Annotated in this window: 17 protein-coding genes; 11 read left to right on the forward strand and 6 right to left on the reverse strand. The window is 26.8% G+C overall.

What is annotated here, in order from left to right; translation table 11 throughout:
• Positions 1-140 precede the first annotated feature (140 nt).
• Positions 141-1,892, forward strand: a complete 1,752-nt coding sequence (locus SPJ33_RS05860; protein ID WP_321117038.1) for a phosphoenolpyruvate carboxykinase — start codon at positions 141-143, stop codon at positions 1,890-1,892.
• Positions 1,893-1,929: 37 nt separating this feature from the next.
• On the opposite strand, the gene SPJ33_RS05865 is transcribed toward SPJ33_RS05860, so the two are convergent.
• From SPJ33_RS05865 to SPJ33_RS05875, 3 genes are all read right to left on the reverse strand, one after another.
• Complete coding sequence (locus SPJ33_RS05865) at positions 1,930-2,484, reverse strand: putative ABC transporter permease (RefSeq protein ID WP_321117039.1); 555 nt, start codon at positions 2,482-2,484, stop codon at positions 1,930-1,932.
• Positions 2,485-2,550: 66 nt separating this feature from the next.
• Positions 2,551-2,754: a DUF378 domain-containing protein gene (locus SPJ33_RS05870; RefSeq protein WP_321117040.1), complete on the reverse strand. Its 204-nt coding sequence runs from the start codon at positions 2,752-2,754 to the stop codon at positions 2,551-2,553.
• Between the two features lie 70 nt (positions 2,755-2,824).
• Positions 2,825-3,292 (reverse strand): Lrp/AsnC ligand binding domain-containing protein, encoded by a 468-nt coding sequence (locus tag SPJ33_RS05875; protein ID WP_321117041.1) that lies wholly within the window; start codon positions 3,290-3,292, stop codon positions 2,825-2,827.
• 274 nt (positions 3,293-3,566) lie between these two features.
• Between SPJ33_RS05875 and SPJ33_RS05880 the strand changes: the two genes are divergently transcribed.
• Positions 3,567-3,890, forward strand: coding sequence for a hypothetical protein (locus tag SPJ33_RS05880; RefSeq protein ID WP_321117042.1), 324 nt, complete (start codon positions 3,567-3,569; stop codon positions 3,888-3,890).
• Positions 3,891-3,926: 36 nt separating this feature from the next.
• Here SPJ33_RS05880 and SPJ33_RS05885 read toward each other — a convergent pair whose 3' ends face one another.
• Positions 3,927-4,937, reverse strand: a complete 1,011-nt coding sequence (locus SPJ33_RS05885) for a histidinol phosphatase (RefSeq protein WP_321117043.1) — start codon at positions 4,935-4,937, stop codon at positions 3,927-3,929.
• 116 nt (positions 4,938-5,053) lie between these two features.
• Here SPJ33_RS05885 and SPJ33_RS05890 point away from each other — a divergent pair, with 116 nt between their 5' ends.
• Positions 5,054-5,560 carry a gamma carbonic anhydrase family protein gene (locus SPJ33_RS05890; protein ID WP_321117044.1) on the forward strand — a complete coding sequence of 169 codons (507 nt, stop codon included), beginning with the start codon at positions 5,054-5,056 and terminating at the stop codon, positions 5,558-5,560.
• Between the two features lie 8 nt (positions 5,561-5,568).
• Positions 5,569-6,399, forward strand: coding sequence for a S1 RNA-binding domain-containing protein (locus tag SPJ33_RS05895; RefSeq protein ID WP_321117045.1), 831 nt, complete (start codon positions 5,569-5,571; stop codon positions 6,397-6,399).
• A 49-nt stretch (positions 6,400-6,448) separates the two neighbouring features.
• On the opposite strand, the gene SPJ33_RS05900 is transcribed toward SPJ33_RS05895, so the two are convergent.
• A complete protein-coding gene (locus SPJ33_RS05900; protein WP_321117064.1) occupies positions 6,449-9,067 on the reverse strand; it encodes a calcium-translocating P-type ATPase, PMCA-type in 2,619 nt (872 codons plus the stop codon).
• Positions 9,068-9,258: 191 nt separating this feature from the next.
• Between SPJ33_RS05900 and SPJ33_RS05905 the strand changes: the two genes are divergently transcribed.
• The 4 genes from SPJ33_RS05905 (at position 9,259) to SPJ33_RS05920 (ending at position 12,546) form a co-directional block, all read left to right on the forward strand.
• Entirely contained in the window at positions 9,259-10,971 is a 1,713-nt protein-coding gene (locus SPJ33_RS05905) for an ABC transporter ATP-binding protein (RefSeq protein WP_321117046.1), read from the forward strand.
• Between the two features lie 169 nt (positions 10,972-11,140).
• Entirely contained in the window at positions 11,141-11,455 is a 315-nt protein-coding gene (gene trxA / locus SPJ33_RS05910) for a thioredoxin (RefSeq protein ID WP_321117047.1), read from the forward strand.
• A gap of 10 nt (positions 11,456-11,465) precedes the next feature.
• Positions 11,466-12,317 carry an NAD(P)/FAD-dependent oxidoreductase gene (locus SPJ33_RS05915; protein WP_321117048.1) on the forward strand — a complete coding sequence of 284 codons (852 nt, stop codon included), beginning with the start codon at positions 11,466-11,468 and terminating at the stop codon, positions 12,315-12,317.
• Between the two features lie 100 nt (positions 12,318-12,417).
• Entirely contained in the window at positions 12,418-12,546 is a 129-nt protein-coding gene (locus SPJ33_RS05920) for a hypothetical protein (RefSeq protein ID WP_321117049.1), read from the forward strand.
• A gap of 123 nt (positions 12,547-12,669) precedes the next feature.
• Here the strand turns inward: SPJ33_RS05920 and SPJ33_RS05925 are convergent, their stop codons facing one another.
• Positions 12,670-14,241 (reverse strand): DEAD/DEAH box helicase, encoded by a 1,572-nt coding sequence (locus tag SPJ33_RS05925; protein ID WP_321117050.1) that lies wholly within the window; start codon positions 14,239-14,241, stop codon positions 12,670-12,672.
• A 296-nt stretch (positions 14,242-14,537) separates the two neighbouring features.
• Between SPJ33_RS05925 and SPJ33_RS05930 the strand changes: the two genes are divergently transcribed.
• The 3 genes from SPJ33_RS05930 to SPJ33_RS05940 all read left to right on the forward strand — a co-directional run bounded on the left by SPJ33_RS05930 (position 14,538) and on the right by SPJ33_RS05940 (position 16,960).
• Entirely contained in the window at positions 14,538-15,194 is a 657-nt protein-coding gene (locus SPJ33_RS05930) for a deoxynucleoside kinase (RefSeq protein ID WP_321117051.1), read from the forward strand.
• A gap of 50 nt (positions 15,195-15,244) precedes the next feature.
• The gene (locus SPJ33_RS05935; RefSeq protein WP_321117052.1) at positions 15,245-15,622 is read left to right on the forward strand and encodes a PH domain-containing protein; all 378 of its coding nucleotides are present in this window, start codon (positions 15,245-15,247) and stop codon (positions 15,620-15,622) included.
• A 258-nt stretch (positions 15,623-15,880) separates the two neighbouring features.
• Entirely contained in the window at positions 15,881-16,960 is a 1,080-nt protein-coding gene (locus tag SPJ33_RS05940; protein WP_414627214.1) for a M14 family zinc carboxypeptidase, read from the forward strand.
• The last annotated feature ends 4 nt before the right edge of the window (positions 16,961-16,964 follow it).

Here is a 16,964-nt window from a genome sequence, read left to right on the forward strand (position 1 = left end):
TAAAATTTAAAAATGTTATTTCAAAATGAGGAAAAAATGTTCTTAAAATTTCAAAAAATATGATATAATGGGCATATGGTAGTAATAGTATTATAAAAATGCAATTTTGAGAATTAAAAAATTCGTATGGAGGTTATAATATGAAAAAAGAATTTTCGATAAGTAATGATAAAGTAATAATTAATTTTACAGCTAAGTATTGCACAAATTTTGAATCTTTATTAGAAAGTGAAGCCTTTAGAAGAGTTTTAGGATCATTTATAAAAACAATAAAAAATAAAAATTCAGTAAGTTTTAGACACTTAGAAAGTTCATTAAAAACTAATAAAACAAAAGAATTAAGAAATGAACTGTTAAGAATATTTAAGTTTTTAACAGTTATGAATGTAGAAGAAATAGTGGAATTTAACGAAGATTATAAAGAATTATTAGAAAATAAAGAAGGATTTATAAGATTAGTTGAAGAATTATACTTATTCTGGAGAAGACTTGAAAGATATACTTTAATTCATGGAGGAAAAGTTGATAGTGGATTAGCACAAGTAAGTTTTACAGAAGCAAATGATGGCTTATCAAAACTTATTTTAAGACTTTATAGAAAAATTGAAAAAAACATATTAGGAGTAGAGCCAAATGTATTTAGGCAGATACCAGCAGGTGGAAATTCATGTATTATGATAGATAAATTATTATGGCCAATACCAGATGGCTATGAAGTATTAGAAGATATACCGTTTATAAATAATATTCTATTAGAGACACCTTTTATAACATATCCAAAGAGAAGTACAAGAACAGGAATGTTTACTGAAATAAAGGAAAATCCATTAGAATATTTAAACATGAATAAAGAACATTGGTTTTGTTATCCTGCAAAGGTTGGAGAACTTTTAGCATATATTTATTTCCATAGAGATTTTATGGAACATGGAATAACTTTATGTAATCTTTTTGAAATGGCAAGAAAAGAAGAGTGTAGAGGTAGAAAGCCAGATATGATATATATATTTGGAGCAGAAGATGAAGATAGTGACGAAAAATTAAAAACTGTTTTCTATGATGATAAGAAAAATAATATAATGGTTGGATATGTAAATCATTCAGAGGAGATAGATTATTTTGGTTATATGAAGAAAATGACATTAACGCTTCATAATTTAATTATGATAAAAAGAGGAAACCTTCCAATACATGGAGCTATGGTAAATATAGTATTAAAAAACGGTAAAACTGCTAATGTGGCTATAATGGGAGATAGTGGAGCAGGAAAATCAGAAAGTTTAGAGGCGTTTAGAGCATTGAGTGAAGATTATATTTCAGATATGACTATAATATTTGATGATATGGGAACATTTAAATTAAAGGATAAGTCTATATATGGATATGGAACAGAAATAGGAGCATTTGTAAGACTAGATGATTTAGATCAAGGATATGCATTTAAAGAAATGGATAGAAGTATATTTATGAATCCAGATAAAACTAATGCAAGACTTGTTATGCCAGTTGCTCCTTACAATGCAATTATAAAAGGATATAAAGTAGATTTATTCTATTATGCTAATAATTATGAGGAAGTTAGAACTGGTGAAAAGTCTATAAGTTATTTTGATAATGCTGAAGATGCAATTAAGGTATTTAGAGCTGGAGCTAGAATGGCAAAAGGGACTACATCAGAAACAGGTTTAGTAGAATCATACTTTGCTAATCCTTTTGGACCAGCACAAAAACAAGAGGAAACTGATGAATTATTAAATAAGTATTTTAATAGTATGTTTAAAGGAAATACAAAGGTTGGACAATTAAAGACATGTCTTGGAATAAAGGGACAAGAAAAGAAAGGTCCAAGAGAGGCTGCTTTAGAATTATTTGAAGAAATAAAAAAGTTATAAAAAAATAAAGGTTGGGTTTAAATCTCAACCTTTATTTTTATAATTTTTCTGATATATCAGTAGATGTATTATCATTTTTAAATATCAATTTTGTTAATGTAAATATACTATCTGCAGTAAAATATAAAAGGATTAATATTGTAAGAAGCATACAAGTATGCAATGGAATTAAATTTACTAAATAAAGTATAACAGGATTAATAACTTTAAATCCAAGTATAGTTCCAAGTCCCCAAGCTAGTGAAAAAGGAAGGCATATTCTTCCGTTTAAGTTTAGAGGATCATCTGTATAATCCCACCATTTTGAATCAAATAATTTTTCTAAAATATAACTTGTTATGTATTCGATAAAAGAAATTAAAGTAGTAGAAATAATAAATAATGTAATCAAATTAACTTGAATTATGTCTGAAAAATATTGGAGTAAAAATATTATTAATAAAGCACATGCTCCGTATATAGGACAAAAAGGTCCATTAAGAAATCCTCTATTAATAAATTTTTTTTGAGCCCAATATTGGTATACAACTTCTGTACACCATCCGAGAAAAGAGTAGATAGTAAAAATTAAGAAAATGTTATTGATATTCATATATCCCTCCAATTATTTTAAAAATTAAATATGGAAGGAATATTCCTTCCATATTTAATTTGATAATTAATCATTTATATATCTACTTTTAGCAAAGAATGAAATTGCATAAAGTCCTGCTATACCTACAAGTCCATAAACTATTCTACTTAAAGCAGACATGTCACCAAAAAGTGTTGCAACTAAATCAAATTGGAAAAATCCTATTAGTCCCCAATTTATAGCACCGATTATTACTAATAATAGTGCTAAAGCATCTAAAAATTTCATAAAAAACACTTCCTTAAAATATTTTTTCAAAGATAGTATTAGCGATTTAAGGAAGTATTATTCATAAATTCTATAAAGTGATATTTCTATCTATTGGTTGAGATAAAGATATAAATGTATCTGTTCTTTGGATTCCTGAAATAGTATTTATTTTATTCATTAATATTTCTTGTAAGTCAGCAATATTTTTACAAATTACTTTTGCAAAAACTGAGTAATCTCCAGTAGTTAAGTGTAACTCAACAACTTCTGAAATCTTTTGCATTTCTTCAATTACACTATCAAATGATGAAGTTTTGTCAACATATACCCCAACGAAACAACAAACATCATATCCAAGTTTTGGAAGATTAAGAATAATCCTTGTCCCTTTTATTATTCCCATGTCCTCCATCTTTTTCATTCTTACATGAATAGTACCACCACTTACATGACAAATTCTAGCTATTTCTAAATATGGTGTTCTACAGTCTTTTATTAATAAATCTAATATTTGAAGATCTAAATCGTCTAATTGTAAATGTGTATTTATAGCCATTAAATCACCTCATTGGAATTAATAAATTACAAATTTATTATTATTTTTATAAATCAAGATATATTTTATCAAATAATCAGTATTTCATAAAGATATAAATAGATAATGTTTAAAAATTTTAATGAATTTTATTATTTTAGTAAAATACATTAAAAAGTTAATGGTTTTGAAATAAAATTTAAGAAAAATTAAATATTTAATTATTTTACTTGAAAAGATTAGTAATTTAAATTAATATAAAATGTATAAGACTAATTAGGAGGACAAGTAGGCAATGGGGATATTGATGTCAATTTTATATTTTGTAGTAATGTTAGCTATTGTATTTGGTCTTTATGTACTTGGTAAGGAATATGTATTCAATAAGGTACGTATAAATAAATACATACCACTTGCAGTAGCAATTGTATTACTTATAGTACAAATGTTTGGAGTAATTAAAATTAGTTGGATTGGAATAATATTAACTCCAATTATAGTTGTATCTTTTTTATGGTTCCTAGACATTCACCAAACAGGTGGTGCTAGAAAATCAGAAAAGAAAATTGTTATAAAATCAAAAGCAAAGCCAAATAGAGCGAAACATTTAAATAAATAGTATAAGAAAAATCCAAAGTTTAAAACTTTGGATTTTTTAATCAATGAATATAGGAGAGCTTATAGCAATCCTTCCATTTTCTTGATAAATCTTTACTACAAACCAAGTCTGATTTTCTTGAAGTTTGTGAGAATATAAATATTTTATTTTATTTAACTTTAAATTCGAAATCGAATGAATTATTTGTCCTTCGTTAGTTATTATGTCTATTTTTTCTATAAAGTAGTACTTATCTTCTACAAAAACAGAGAAATTAATATTATCATAGTTTGAAGAAATAATACCACCCATTAATATATCATTAGCAAAAAAATAGAAGGTTAAGCTTCTGCTTTCTGAAGAAAATGTATTACGTTTTCTAAAACATTCAATTAAGGCACCTTTACTTAGTTTAGGTAATATAGCACCTGTTACATTATTATTATTTCCAAAGTCTAGATTATTAGTATTTAAACTATTTACAGCACCAAGTTTCCATCCTAAATCTAAAAGTTTAAAGTAATATTTTTCGCGTCTATTATAATGGACACCAAAAGTACCATTGCATACTTCTATAGAAGTTATTATATTATTTAATATTTTACTATATGGTAAATCTAATATACTTTTGATGGGATGTTTTATTATTATAAATGCATCAGGATTCTTAATCATCCAAACTATCAATAAATTAATATCATTAATATCTCCAATGAAAAAATTATTTGGATTTATTACATTTATATCTCCATAAGGAATGATTTTTGCTTCAAAGCCTTGAAATACGATGAAATTTTCTTTTTTCTTTTGAAATCTTTTTAATAAATTACAAGAATAGTTCCATCTTGTTATGGTATTTCCATTATAATAAATAGGTTTAGGTAGAAAACTATTTTTATCTGTAATCATTAAAAAATCAAAATGATTTTTATATACATAATTTAATGTATCATTAAGGGATGAAGAACCTAAAGAATAAGACGTATAACAATTTGGTATACCATAATACACATTTATATCTTTTAAATTAAAAACATTTATTGTATCATATTTATTATGTTTACCCATATATATTATCCTTAAAATTGCTTATAATTATATATAGTTATAGGATATATAAATTAATGACAACAATTTATTTAAATGATAAAATAGTGTTAGAATGGTAAATGGAGATGAGAAACATGATTAAAAGTTATAGAGGGAAAAAACCAGTGGTCGATAATGATGCATATATATCTGAAAGTGCAGATATAATAGGTGATGTTACAATAGAAAAGGATTGTAATATTTGGTTTGGTGCTAGATTAAGAGCAGATATGCAAAGAATATATGTAGGAAAAGGTACTAACATTCAGGAAAATTCAGTTGTACATACAGATACTGATTTTGAAACAATAATTGGAGAAAATGTTATAGTAGGTCATGGTGCTATAATTCATGGATGTACTATTTCAGATAATGTTTTAATCGGTATGGGATCAATAATATTAAATGGGGCAAAAATAGGTAAAAATTCAATAGTTGGAGCTGGAGCTTTAGTTACTCAAAATAAAGAATTTGAAGATGGAGTTTTAATATTTGGAAATCCAGCAAAGGCTGTTAGAAAACTTACAGAAAAAGAAATAGATAGCATAAGAGAATCAGCAAAGCATTATATAGAGCTTAGTAAGGAGTATGCTAAATTTTAGGAGGAAAAATGATAAAAATAGGTGAATACAACAAGCTAGAAGTTATTAAAGAAAGAGACTTTGGATTTTTCTTAGCAGATAAGAGAAAAAATGAAATATTATTACCAAAGTCTTTATTAAACGGAAATGAAATTGAAGTTGGTGATGAAGTAAATGTATTTGCATATATGGATTCACAAGGAAGACCGGTTGCAACTATGAAAAAGCCATTAATTGAAGTTGGAAAAGTTGCATATTTAGAAGTTGTTCAACAAAATGATTTTGGTGTATTTTGTGATATGGGACTTGAAAGAGATTTATTTGTTCCATTAAAAGAACAAAGATTTAAGCTTTTAGTAGGTAAAAAGTATTTATTTTATGCTTATCTAGATAAAACTGGTAGACTTGCTGCTACTACAGATGTTGATGATTATTTAGATCAAGGTGAAGGATATAAAGTTGATGATATTGTTGAAGTTATTTCATACGGAAAAGGTACATCAACAACAATTAAGGTTGCAATAGATGGAAAATATAGAGGTATAATACTTGGAAATGAACATATAGAAACTATATATCCTGGTGATAAATTTAAAGCTAGAGTTAAAAGAATATATGAAGATGGAACAGTTGGTCTTAGTACAAGAAAAAAGAGATTAGATGCTAGAGAAGAGATAAAAGAAGCAATTCTTAAATATTTAAAAGAAAATGGCGGAATGATGGCATATAATGATAAGTCAAATCCTGAAGAAATCAAAGAAGTTTTTGGAACAAGCAAAAATTACTTTAAGATGGCATTAGGTGGCCTAATGAAGGAAGGCTTAATAGAACAAAATGAAGAAGGTACTAAGCTAAAATAAGTATAAAATAAAAATAACCTATATCAAAAGCTTGATATAGGTTATTTTTTTATTTTCTAAACATATTTAAGATTAATTTACTGATTTCATTAATTACAAGTGGAACTAATGAAATTAAAAATATAAATTCAAAATCGCCAATTGATAAAGGATAAGTTTTAAATACTGATGATAAAAAAGGAACAAATACTATTAATAATTGTAGTGCTATTCCTACGATAAGTGAAATGACTAAAGCTTTATTTCTAAATATATCTGATCTAAATATAGATTTCTTATTATTTCTAAGTGAAAATGATAAAAATAATTGTGAAATACTAAGAACTATAAATGCCATAGTTTGAGCATGAGTAATAGAATCAGAATAAAGGTTAAGTCCAGTTTTAAAAGCTACTAACGTTGAGATTCCAACAGTTAATCCATTTAAAATTAAAGTAAATATCGTATCTTTTGTAAATAAACTTTCTTTTGAACTTCTTGGAGCTTCGTCCATAACAGCTTTATCTCCAGGGTCTACTCCTAAAGCAAGAGCTGGAAAACTATCAGTTATAAGATTTACCCATAAAATATGAATAGGTTGAAGTGGGGCAGCCCAATTTAAAATAATAGCTACAAATAGTGATATTATTTCACCAAAGTTACCTGAAAGTAAAAATGTTATGGATTTTTTTATGTTTGAATATATATTTCTACCTTCTTCAACTGCACCAACAATAGTTGTGAAATTATCATCTGTAAGAATCATATCAGCAGCACCTTTTGCAACATCAGTACCTGTTATACCCATAGCAACTCCAATATCAGCACTTTTAAGAGATGGGGCATCATTTACACCATCACCTGTCATAGAAACTATATTATCATGTAATTTAAATGCTTTAACTATTTTTACTTTATGTTCTGGAGATACACGAGCAAAAATTCTATATTTATTTATATTTTTATTTAGTTCTTCATCTGATAATTTATCTAATTCACTGCCTTCTATACATTGACTGAAATCATTACAAATTCCAAGCTCGCTACCAATAGCATATGCAGTATTTTTGTGGTCTCCAGTTATCATTATTGTTTTTATTCCAGCTTTATCACAAAGTTCTATAGAACCTTTAACTTCTTCTCTAGGAGGATCAATCATTCCCATTAATCCGATAAATATTAGATCTTTTTCAATATCAGATAGTGGCGTGCTTTTAGATTCTAAGTCTTTATATGCACCACCTAAAACTCTTAATGCTTCATTTGACATTTCATTTGATTTAGCTAAAAGTTCTTCTTTTATAGAATCAGTTAAATCCTTAATTTCACCATTTATAAGGATTTTATTACATACTTTAAATAAAGAATCAATAGCACCTTTAGTATGAACTCTATAATGATCATCATATTTATTTACTGTACTCATTAATTTTCTATCTGAATCAAAAGGTATTTCATCAATTCTAGCATATTTATTATTTAATTCAGTTTTATAATAATTAAACCTAATTCCAACATCTAAAAGAGCTATTTCAGTTGGATCACCAGTATTTCCTTTTTCTGATAAAGTAGCATCATTACAAAGTATCATTGTTTCAAGTAATAATTTGGAATTTTCACTAAGCTCACTTATATCATTTACAGATGAGATGGAATTATTATCATAGATTTTTCTAACAGTCATCTTATTTAATGTTAAAGTACCAGTTTTATCTGAACATATAACATTTACAGATCCTAAGGTTTCAACAGCAGGTAGTTTCTTAACTATAGCATTTTGTTTTATCATTCTTTGTACACCAAGTGCAAGAACTATAGCAACTATAGCAGGAAGCCCTTCAGGAATTGCAGCAACTGCTAAACTAATTGCAGTAAGAGCCATTTCAAAAGTATCTCTTCCTTGTAATAATCCAATAACAAAGATAAGAACGCATATGATTATTGATGCTATTCCTAATATTTTACCAAGAGAAGAAAGCTTTTTTTGAAGTGGAGTTAAATCAGCTTCTTCATTTTCAATCATCTTGGCTATTTTACCTATTTCAGTATCCATAGCTGTTGCAACACAAACACCCATTCCACGTCCATAAGTTGCTAGAGTAGACATGTATGCCATATTTTCTCTATCACCAACTGGAACATCATTAGAATCAAATACTTTATCAGCATTTTTATCGCTAGGTAATGATTCACCAGTAAATGCAGATTCTTCGATTTTTAAATTAGCAGTTTGAATTAAACGTAAGTCGCAAGGAATATATCTTCCAGCATCTATAACTACAATATCACCTAATACAACTTCTTCTGATGGAATTTCAATTATTTCTCCATTTCTTTTTACTAATGCTTTAGGGGTAGATAGTTCTTTTAAAGCAGAAAGAGCCTTTTCAGCTCTAGATTCTTGAGCTACACCAATAATTGCATTTATTAAAATAACTATAATTATTACAATAGCATCACTATATTCTTCCATTATTGCAGATATAATTGCAGCAACAATTAATATGTAAATCATTGCATCATTTATTTGTGCAAAGAAAATATTAAGAAGAGTTTTAGGTTTTTTAGATGATAGTTTATTTGGTCCATTTTTTTCTAGTCTTATTTTAGCCTCTTCATTTGATAGACCATTATTTTTATCTGTAGAAAGTTCTTTTAAAACATCATCTATAGATTTATCGTACATAATTTTCACCTCTTTACAAAATATGATTTAATAAAAAACATTTACTAAATATAGGGTAATCATATTTATAAAAATAAATACATGGTAAATTTATAGAGATAAATTTGTATTTTAAAAGAAATTAATATACAATGAAGAATATTAAATTATATTTAACTAAATTTAATAAAATTATTAATTACTGAGGAGGAAATATGGTAAAAAAGTTTATTAGTTATTACAAGCCATATAAAAAATTATTTTTACTAGATATGTTAACGGCACTTATAGCTGCAATATGTGATTTAATATATCCATATATGACAAAAGAGCTTATAAATATATCTATACCAAATAAAAATTTAAGGATGATAATTGTTTTTGCGATAGTATTAATTATTATCTTCTTAATTAAAGCTCTTTGTACATACTTCATGCAATATTGGGGACATGTAGTAGGAGTTAGGATGCAGGGAGATATGAGAAGAGATGTATTTACACATCTTCAAAAGCTTCCAAATACATATTTTGATAATAATAAAACTGGGGACATAATGTCTAAAATAGTTAATGACTTAATTGAAATTTCAGAACTTGCTCATCATGGCCCAGAAGATTTATTTATTTCACTTGTAATGTTATTTGGATCATTCTTTATACTTATACGCATTAATATAGCACTTACACTTATAATATTTGCATTTATTCCTATAATAGTTATTTTCACTCTTAGACAAAGAAGAAAAATGGCTAAAGCATTTTTAAATACAAGAGTTGAAACAGGATTTGTAAATTCTACTTTAGAAAACAGTATATCAGGAATAAAAGTTTCTAAAGCTTTTGTAAGCAGAGATTATGAAGTTAATAAGTTTGAAGAAGGAAATTCTAAATTTAAAAAAGCTTCAGAAGCATCTTACAAAGTAATGGCACAATATTTTTCAGGTGCTGAGTTTTACTTAAATTTATTAAATTATGTTGTACTTATAGCTGGAGGTATATTTACTTTATACGGAAAAATAAATATTGGTGATTTTATGGCCTATGTTTTATACATAAAGTTATTTACTGATCCTATAAGAAGACTTATTAACTTTATGGAACAATATCAAAGTGGTATGACTGGATTTAAAAGATTTATGGATACACTTAATGTTGAAGCTGAAAAAGACAAAAAAGATGCTAAAGATTTATCTAATATAAATGGAAATATTGAATTTAATGATATTCATTTTAGTTACGAAAATAAAAAAATTCTTGAAGGTATATCTTTAAATATAGAAGCTGGTAAAACAGTAGCTTTAGTTGGACCATCTGGAGGAGGAAAAACTACATTTTGTAATTTAATTCCTAGATTCTATGATGTTGAAAGTGGAGACATTTTAATTGATGGAAATAGTATTTATGATGTTAAGCTTGATTCTTTAAGAAAAAATATAGGTATAGTTCAACAAGAAGTATTTTTATTTACTGGAACAATAAAAGAAAATATCCTATATGGAAATATGAATGCAACAGATGAAGAAGTTATAGAAGCTTGTAAACTTGCAAATATTCATGACTTTATAATGCAACAAAAAGATGGATATGATACATATATTGGAGAAAGAGGAGTTAAACTTTCAGGTGGGCAAAAACAAAGAATATCTATAGCAAGAGTATTCTTAAAGAATCCACCAATCCTTATATTAGATGAAGCAACATCAGCACTTGATAATACAACTGAATATATGATACAAAAATCATTAGAAAAACTTTGTGATGGAAGAACTACTTTAATTGTAGCTCATAGACTTTCAACTATAAAAAATGCAGATGAAATAGTAGTTTTAACTGATAAAGGCATTGAAGAGAGGGGAACTCATAAAGAACTTATAGAAAGAGATGGTATATATAAAGAGTTATATAATTCATCTAAAAAATTAAGTTAATATTAAATAAGATAAAGTTAATAGAAAATTCTATTGCTTTATCTTATTTTTATTTTAACGAATATTTAAAAAAGTTGTGACTAAAAATAGTATTGACTAATATTTTAAAAAGAGTTATGATTTAAGAAAAAAGTTATACCCCTTGGGGGTATATAGTGGAGGTAATAATATGACAAAACATATTGCAGATAATAATTTTAAATCAGAAGTTTTAGATCAAAAAGGAATAGTAGTAGTTGACTTTTTTGCAACTTGGTGTGGACCTTGTAAAATGATAGCACCTATAATAGAAGAATTAGAAAAAGAAATGACAAATATTAAATTTGTTAAATTAGATGTTGACGAAAATCCAGAAGTATCTAATAAATATCAAATACAAAGTATACCAACATTAAAAGTATTTAAAGATGGTCAAGATGTTGATACTGTTGTAGGATTCTTACCAAAGGATCAAATAAAAGCACTAATAGAAAAACATATATAAGAGGTTTTTTATGGAAAGATATGATATAGCTATAGTTGGTAGTGGTCCAGCTGGACTATCTGCAGCATTAAATGCAAAAATTAGAAACAAGTCTTTTATAATATTTGGAGATAGTAATCTTAGTAGTAAGATAGAAAAAGCTCCTAAAGTTAATAATTATTTAGGTTTCACTTTAGGGTCAGGAAAAGATCTTCTAAATAGTTTTAAAGAACATTTAGATAAAATGGGAATAGAAATTGTAAATGAAAGAATAAATAATATATATTCAATGGGTGATTATTTTACTTTAATGGTTAATCAAAAAATGTATGAAGCTAGATCAGTTATATTAGCAACTGGTACAGAATATACAAGACCATTAAAAGGAGAAGAAGCTTTCATAGGGAGAGGTGTAGGGTATTGCGCAACATGTGATGCACCACTTTATAAAGGAAAGAAAGTAACTATAATAAGTTATCATGAAGAGGGAGAAGAAGAAGCAAATTTTGTTAGTGAATTAGCTAGCGAAGTATTTTTCGTTCCAATGTATAAAGGCGATTATAAATTAAATGATAATATAAAAGTTATAGATGGAAAACCAATTGAAATAGTTGGAGATTCTAAAGTTTCTAAAGTATTGTTTGATGACGGAAAAGAGCTAGATACTGATGGAGTATTTTTATTAAAAAATGCCGTTCCACCTACTCAATTAGTACCAGGACTTGAAATTGAAGATGGACACATAAAAGTAGATAGATTAATGAGAACAAATATTAAAGGGTGTTTTGCAGCAGGAGATTGTGTTGGTAAGCCATACCAATATATAAAGTCTGCTGGAGAAGGAAATGTTGCAGCACTTAGCGCAGTATCGTATCTAGGATAAAAAAAGTACCAAATTTTTGGTACTTTTTTTTATTGACAAATATATACTAATAAGAGTATACTACTGATTTATAAACAATATATTAGGGGGGGAGAAGTTTATGAATTATAGAGAAAATCTTATATTAAAAATTAAACAAGCATCTTGTAATAAATACAACAGAGAAAATCTTGCAAAGCTTAATTTGAAAGAATTAAAAAGACTATCAGAAGAATTGTGCGCAAAATAAGAAAGGAATATATATGCAAAAGTATATATGAAAAAAGAGTAGTTAGTATAAATTTTAACTGCTCTTTCTTTTTTTATAAATAAAAAAGAGTAAAGATAAAAATCCTTACTCTTTAAATAAAAACTATCTTCTCTTTGTAGCTACTTCAACGTTAACTCTTCTACCATTTAGCTTAACGCCTGAACATTTTTCAATGATTTTCTTTTGTGCTCCAGGTTCTACTGAAACAAATGAGAAGTTTTCAAGTATATCAATTTTGTTTATTTTTGATCCATTTACTCTAGCTCTATCAGCTATGAATTTTACTAGAGTTTTAGGTGATAATTTATCTCTCTTACCTATTGAGAAGAATAATCTAACATCTTCTGATTTTGGAGGAGTTAGAACATTTTCTTTATAGTCAAATGACATTTCATTATCAAATTGCATTTTAAGTAATGCAGCTATAGCGTTAACTGGATCAAAGTTTTCAGCTATGCTTTCAGCAAGTGGTAAGTATTTTTTGTAAGCTTTATTTTGAAGAACTTCTTCTATGTTTGAGTATTTATTTTGAAGTTTCTTTTCAAGGATTTCATCTACTGTAGGTATAGTGCCTCTTTCGATATTACCCTTAGTAACCTTTTTAATTTCTCTCATCATTCCGTTTTCTCTTGGAGTAACGAATGAGTAAGCAGTTCCTTCTCTGTTAGCTCTTCCTGTTCTTCCTATTCTGTGAACATAACTTTCAACATCTTGAGTTAAGTCATAGTTTATAACATGTGTAACACCTTCAACGTCAATTCCTCTTGCAGCTACATCAGTTGCAACTAAGAAGTTTAATGAACCTTCTTTAAATCTCTTTAAAGTTTTCATTCTATGCATTTGAGACATGTCTCCGTGCATACCTTCAACAACATAATTTTTGCTTTGCATTTCTTGAACTAATTCATCTACGCCCTTTTTAGTCTTACAGAATACTATAGCTATTTCAGGATTGTCATAATCTAAAACTCTACATAATGCTTCAAATTTATTTTTATGATTAACTTCAAAGAATTTTTGTTTAATCTTAGATACTGTCATAGCAACCTTTTTAATTTCGATATGCTTAGAATCTTTTTTCATGTATTTGTTAGCTAATCTCTTAATTTGAGGTGGCATTGTAGCAGAGAATAGAAGTGTTTGACGATCTTCTGGTAATTCATTTATAACACTTTCTATATCATCTATAAATCCCATGTTTAGCATTTCATCAGCTTCATCTAATACTAAATATTTAGCTTTGCTTAGGTTAAGTTTTTTTCTTCTGATTAAGTCAAGAACTCTACCTGGTGTTCCAACAACTATATCAACATGTTGGTTTAAAGCTTTTATTTGTCTAGCTATAGAATCTCCACCGTATACAGGTAATACTTGTAGCTTTTCATATTTAGTAAGCTTTTTAAGCTCTTCATAAATTTGAATTGCAAGTTCTCTTGTAGGAGTAAGTATTAATGCACCAACATTATTTGATTTTTCAAAAGTATTAAGTATTGAACAACTAAATGCAGCAGTTTTTCCAGTTCCTGTTTGTGCTTGCCCGATTAAGTCATAACCTTCTGCAGCTAGTGGAATACTTTGTGCTTGTATTGGTGATGGTGATTCATATCCTAAATCTTTTATAGCTTTTAAGATACTTTCTCTTAAGTTTAAATCTTCAAATTTTATATTATTCATTCAAATTTCCCTTCATATATATAATTATTTGTACCGTACATTCTAATTTAAATTATCAACTTAATAAGTATAGCTTAAAGAATAGGTGATTGTAAAGGCAGATTAAAATATTTAGTAAAGTAATCTATTACATGTGAATAATATTTGAACAAAAAGTAGAAATATAGAAAAATAAAGAGATTATAGAAAAAAATAAATGACTATTGACTAAAAAACATAAAATTTGTATGCTTATACATAGACAATTTTTTGTTAAGAGAAATATTAATAGAAAAATTTAAAAGGACAGGTGAGACATGGTGATAGTTGTAGGTGGAATGATAGGTCTTGGAAAGAGTTCAGTTGCAAAGATACTTGGTGAACATTTTAATTCAGACGTTTTTTATGAGAGTGTAGATGATAACCCTATATTACCTTTATTTTATAGTGAAACAGAGGAAGAGATAAATAAAAAAAGATATCCTTTTTTACTACAATTATATTTTTTAAATACAAGATTTAAGAGTATAAAAGATGCATTAGTACATGATAATAATGTATTAGATAGATCAATTTATGAAGATTGGTATTTTGCTAAAAAGAATATGGAACTTGGTAGAATATCAGAACTTGAAATGTCTATATATGAAAATTTATTAGACAATATGATGCAAGAACTTGAAGAACTTCCAAAGAAAGCTCCAGATATAATGGTTTATTTAAAAGGTTCATTTGAAACAGTTTTAAATAGAATAAAGCTTAGAGGAAGAGAATTTGAAATAGATGAAAGCTTAAAAGATTATTATGAATTCTTATGGAAAGATTATGATGATTGGGTACAAAATCATTACAAAGCTTCAGATGTATTAATAATAGATATGGATAGATTAGATGTTGTAAATAATGAAGCTGATAAAGAAGAATTAATAAAATTAGTTAAAGAAAAAGTGCAAGAAGTTAGAGAAAGACAATAAAATATTGTGATATAATTATATTATATTTCTAAATAAAAGGAGATGTAATTATGGGTTTATTGGGTGGAATCCTAGGCAATGCCGGAGAAGTTTCAAAAGAATCTATTATTAAAGGATTTGGAAATCTACTTTATGATGGAGAAAATATTCAAAAAGCATACAAGCTTATAAGAGATACGATTATATTTACAGATAAAAGAATTATAATGATAGATATTCAAGGTGCTACTGGGAAAAAGGTAGAATACCATACTATACCTTATAGAAGCATAACTCATTTTTCAATAGAATCAACAGGACATTTTGATTTAGATTCGGAGCTTAAAATATGGATTTCAGGTACAGCAGATCCTATAGAAAAGCAATTTACTAAAGGCGTTAATATATACGAAATGCAAACTATTTTAGCTAAAGCAACTTGCAGATAAAAGTTAATAATTAATTTTAAAAAGAACCTATATAATAGATTTTTAAGAATCTGTTTGTAGGTTCTTTTTGTGTGCAAATTTAATTTATATAATAAAGTCATTTTTAAATCATTTTTAAAGATTAATGTCATTAAAAGAAACAAAAACAATATTAGTGAATAATATAAGTATTGTAAGTAATAAGAAAAGTAAATAAATATGAAAAAATATGCGGTTATTATTTTTACAATTGTTTTAGCTTTATGTTTAGAGGTGATGATGCTATTGAAATATAGAAATGAGAATGTTTCAGTTTCTAATTTAGAAGATAAAAGTTATAAGCATGAAAGGATTAATCAAGAGAAAATTGAAGAAAATATTCAAAATAAGGATATAGTTGATATTTCAAAAGCTGAGTATTCATATGATGAAATGGTAGAGGATTTAAGTTTGTTAAATTATAGGTATAAAGGAAAGATAAATATCTATATAATTGGTAAAACTTATGATAAAAGAAATATATATGAAGTGATTATAGGAAATGAAAATGCTAAAAATCATGTTTTAATTCATGCAGGAATTCATGGAAGTGAATATTTAAATTGTCTTATTATCATGAAGCAGCTTGAATATTATCTAAAATCTTATGATACTGGCAGTTATAAGGGTATATCATATAAAACCTTATTTGAAAAAACAGCTTTTCATATAGTGCCTATGGCAAATCCTGATGGAGTTACTATAAGTCAGTTTGGAATAGATAAAATAAATGATCTAAACTTAAGAAAATGTATTGAAGAATGCTATAAGAAAGATTTACAAGATAATTACACTAATGATTGCTACAAAGATTATTTAAGGAAATGGAAGTCTAATGCAAGGGGAGTAGACTTAAATAGAAATTTTGATGCATCTTGGGGTTCTATACATCAATCACTACATCCTTCTTTTAAAAATTATAAAGGGGATATATATGAATCAGAACTAGAGGCACAAGCATTAGTTAAACTTACTAAGAAATATAATTTTACCGCAACTATAAGTTACCATTCTTCTGGAGATTTAATATATTGGGATTATAAAGATAGTGCTAATAGAAGTGAATGCAGTAATTTAGCTGATGTTGCTATAGAAGTAACTAATTATCAAAAAGCACTTAGTGATACTAATTATAGCAATGTAGTTTCTGGAGGATATAAAGATTGGGCATCTTCACAAAAAGGCAATGCGATTCCAAGCATTACTATTGAAAGTGGAAGTGGTACATGCCCATTAGAAATATCTGAATTTGATGATATATTTAAGAAAAATTTAGATATATGGGCTGCTTATGGCTATTATTTTATTAATAGAGAATAAAAAA

It is taken from the genome of Clostridium sp. (genome assembly GCF_034179595.1).
In the GTDB taxonomy this organism is placed as follows: Bacteria; Bacillota; Clostridia; order Clostridiales; family Clostridiaceae; genus Clostridium.

Bases quoted from the DNA above. Each gene is read 5' to 3' on its own strand.
- SPJ33_RS05920 (WP_321117049.1), top strand. From the start codon at position 12,418: ATGAATTATAGAGAAAATCTTATATTAAAAATTAAACAAGCATCTTGT.
- SPJ33_RS05915 (WP_321117048.1), top strand. From the start codon at position 11,466: ATGGAAAGATATGATATAGCTATAGTTGGTAGTGGTCCAGCTGGACTA.
- SPJ33_RS05930 (WP_321117051.1), top strand. From the start codon at position 14,538: ATGGTGATAGTTGTAGGTGGAATGATAGGTCTTGGAAAGAGTTCAGTT.
- SPJ33_RS05885 (WP_321117043.1), bottom strand. From the start codon at position 4,937: ATGGGTAAACATAATAAATATGATACAATAAATGTTTTTAATTTAAAA.
- SPJ33_RS05860 (WP_321117038.1), top strand. From the start codon at position 141: ATGAAAAAAGAATTTTCGATAAGTAATGATAAAGTAATAATTAATTTT.
- trxA (WP_321117047.1), top strand. From the start codon at position 11,141: ATGACAAAACATATTGCAGATAATAATTTTAAATCAGAAGTTTTAGAT.
- SPJ33_RS05895 (WP_321117045.1), top strand. From the start codon at position 5,569: ATGATAAAAATAGGTGAATACAACAAGCTAGAAGTTATTAAAGAAAGA.
- SPJ33_RS05880 (WP_321117042.1), top strand. From the start codon at position 3,567: ATGGGGATATTGATGTCAATTTTATATTTTGTAGTAATGTTAGCTATT.
- SPJ33_RS05865 (WP_321117039.1), bottom strand. From the start codon at position 2,484: ATGAATATCAATAACATTTTCTTAATTTTTACTATCTACTCTTTTCTC.
- SPJ33_RS05905 (WP_321117046.1), top strand. From the start codon at position 9,259: ATGGTAAAAAAGTTTATTAGTTATTACAAGCCATATAAAAAATTATTT.
- SPJ33_RS05935 (WP_321117052.1), top strand. From the start codon at position 15,245: ATGGGTTTATTGGGTGGAATCCTAGGCAATGCCGGAGAAGTTTCAAAA.
- SPJ33_RS05875 (WP_321117041.1), bottom strand. From the start codon at position 3,292: ATGGCTATAAATACACATTTACAATTAGACGATTTAGATCTTCAAATA.
- SPJ33_RS05870 (WP_321117040.1), bottom strand. From the start codon at position 2,754: ATGAAATTTTTAGATGCTTTAGCACTATTATTAGTAATAATCGGTGCT.
- SPJ33_RS05925 (WP_321117050.1), bottom strand. From the start codon at position 14,241: ATGAATAATATAAAATTTGAAGATTTAAACTTAAGAGAAAGTATCTTA.
- SPJ33_RS05890 (WP_321117044.1), top strand. From the start codon at position 5,054: ATGATTAAAAGTTATAGAGGGAAAAAACCAGTGGTCGATAATGATGCA.
- SPJ33_RS05940 (WP_414627214.1), top strand. From the start codon at position 15,881: ATGCTATTGAAATATAGAAATGAGAATGTTTCAGTTTCTAATTTAGAA.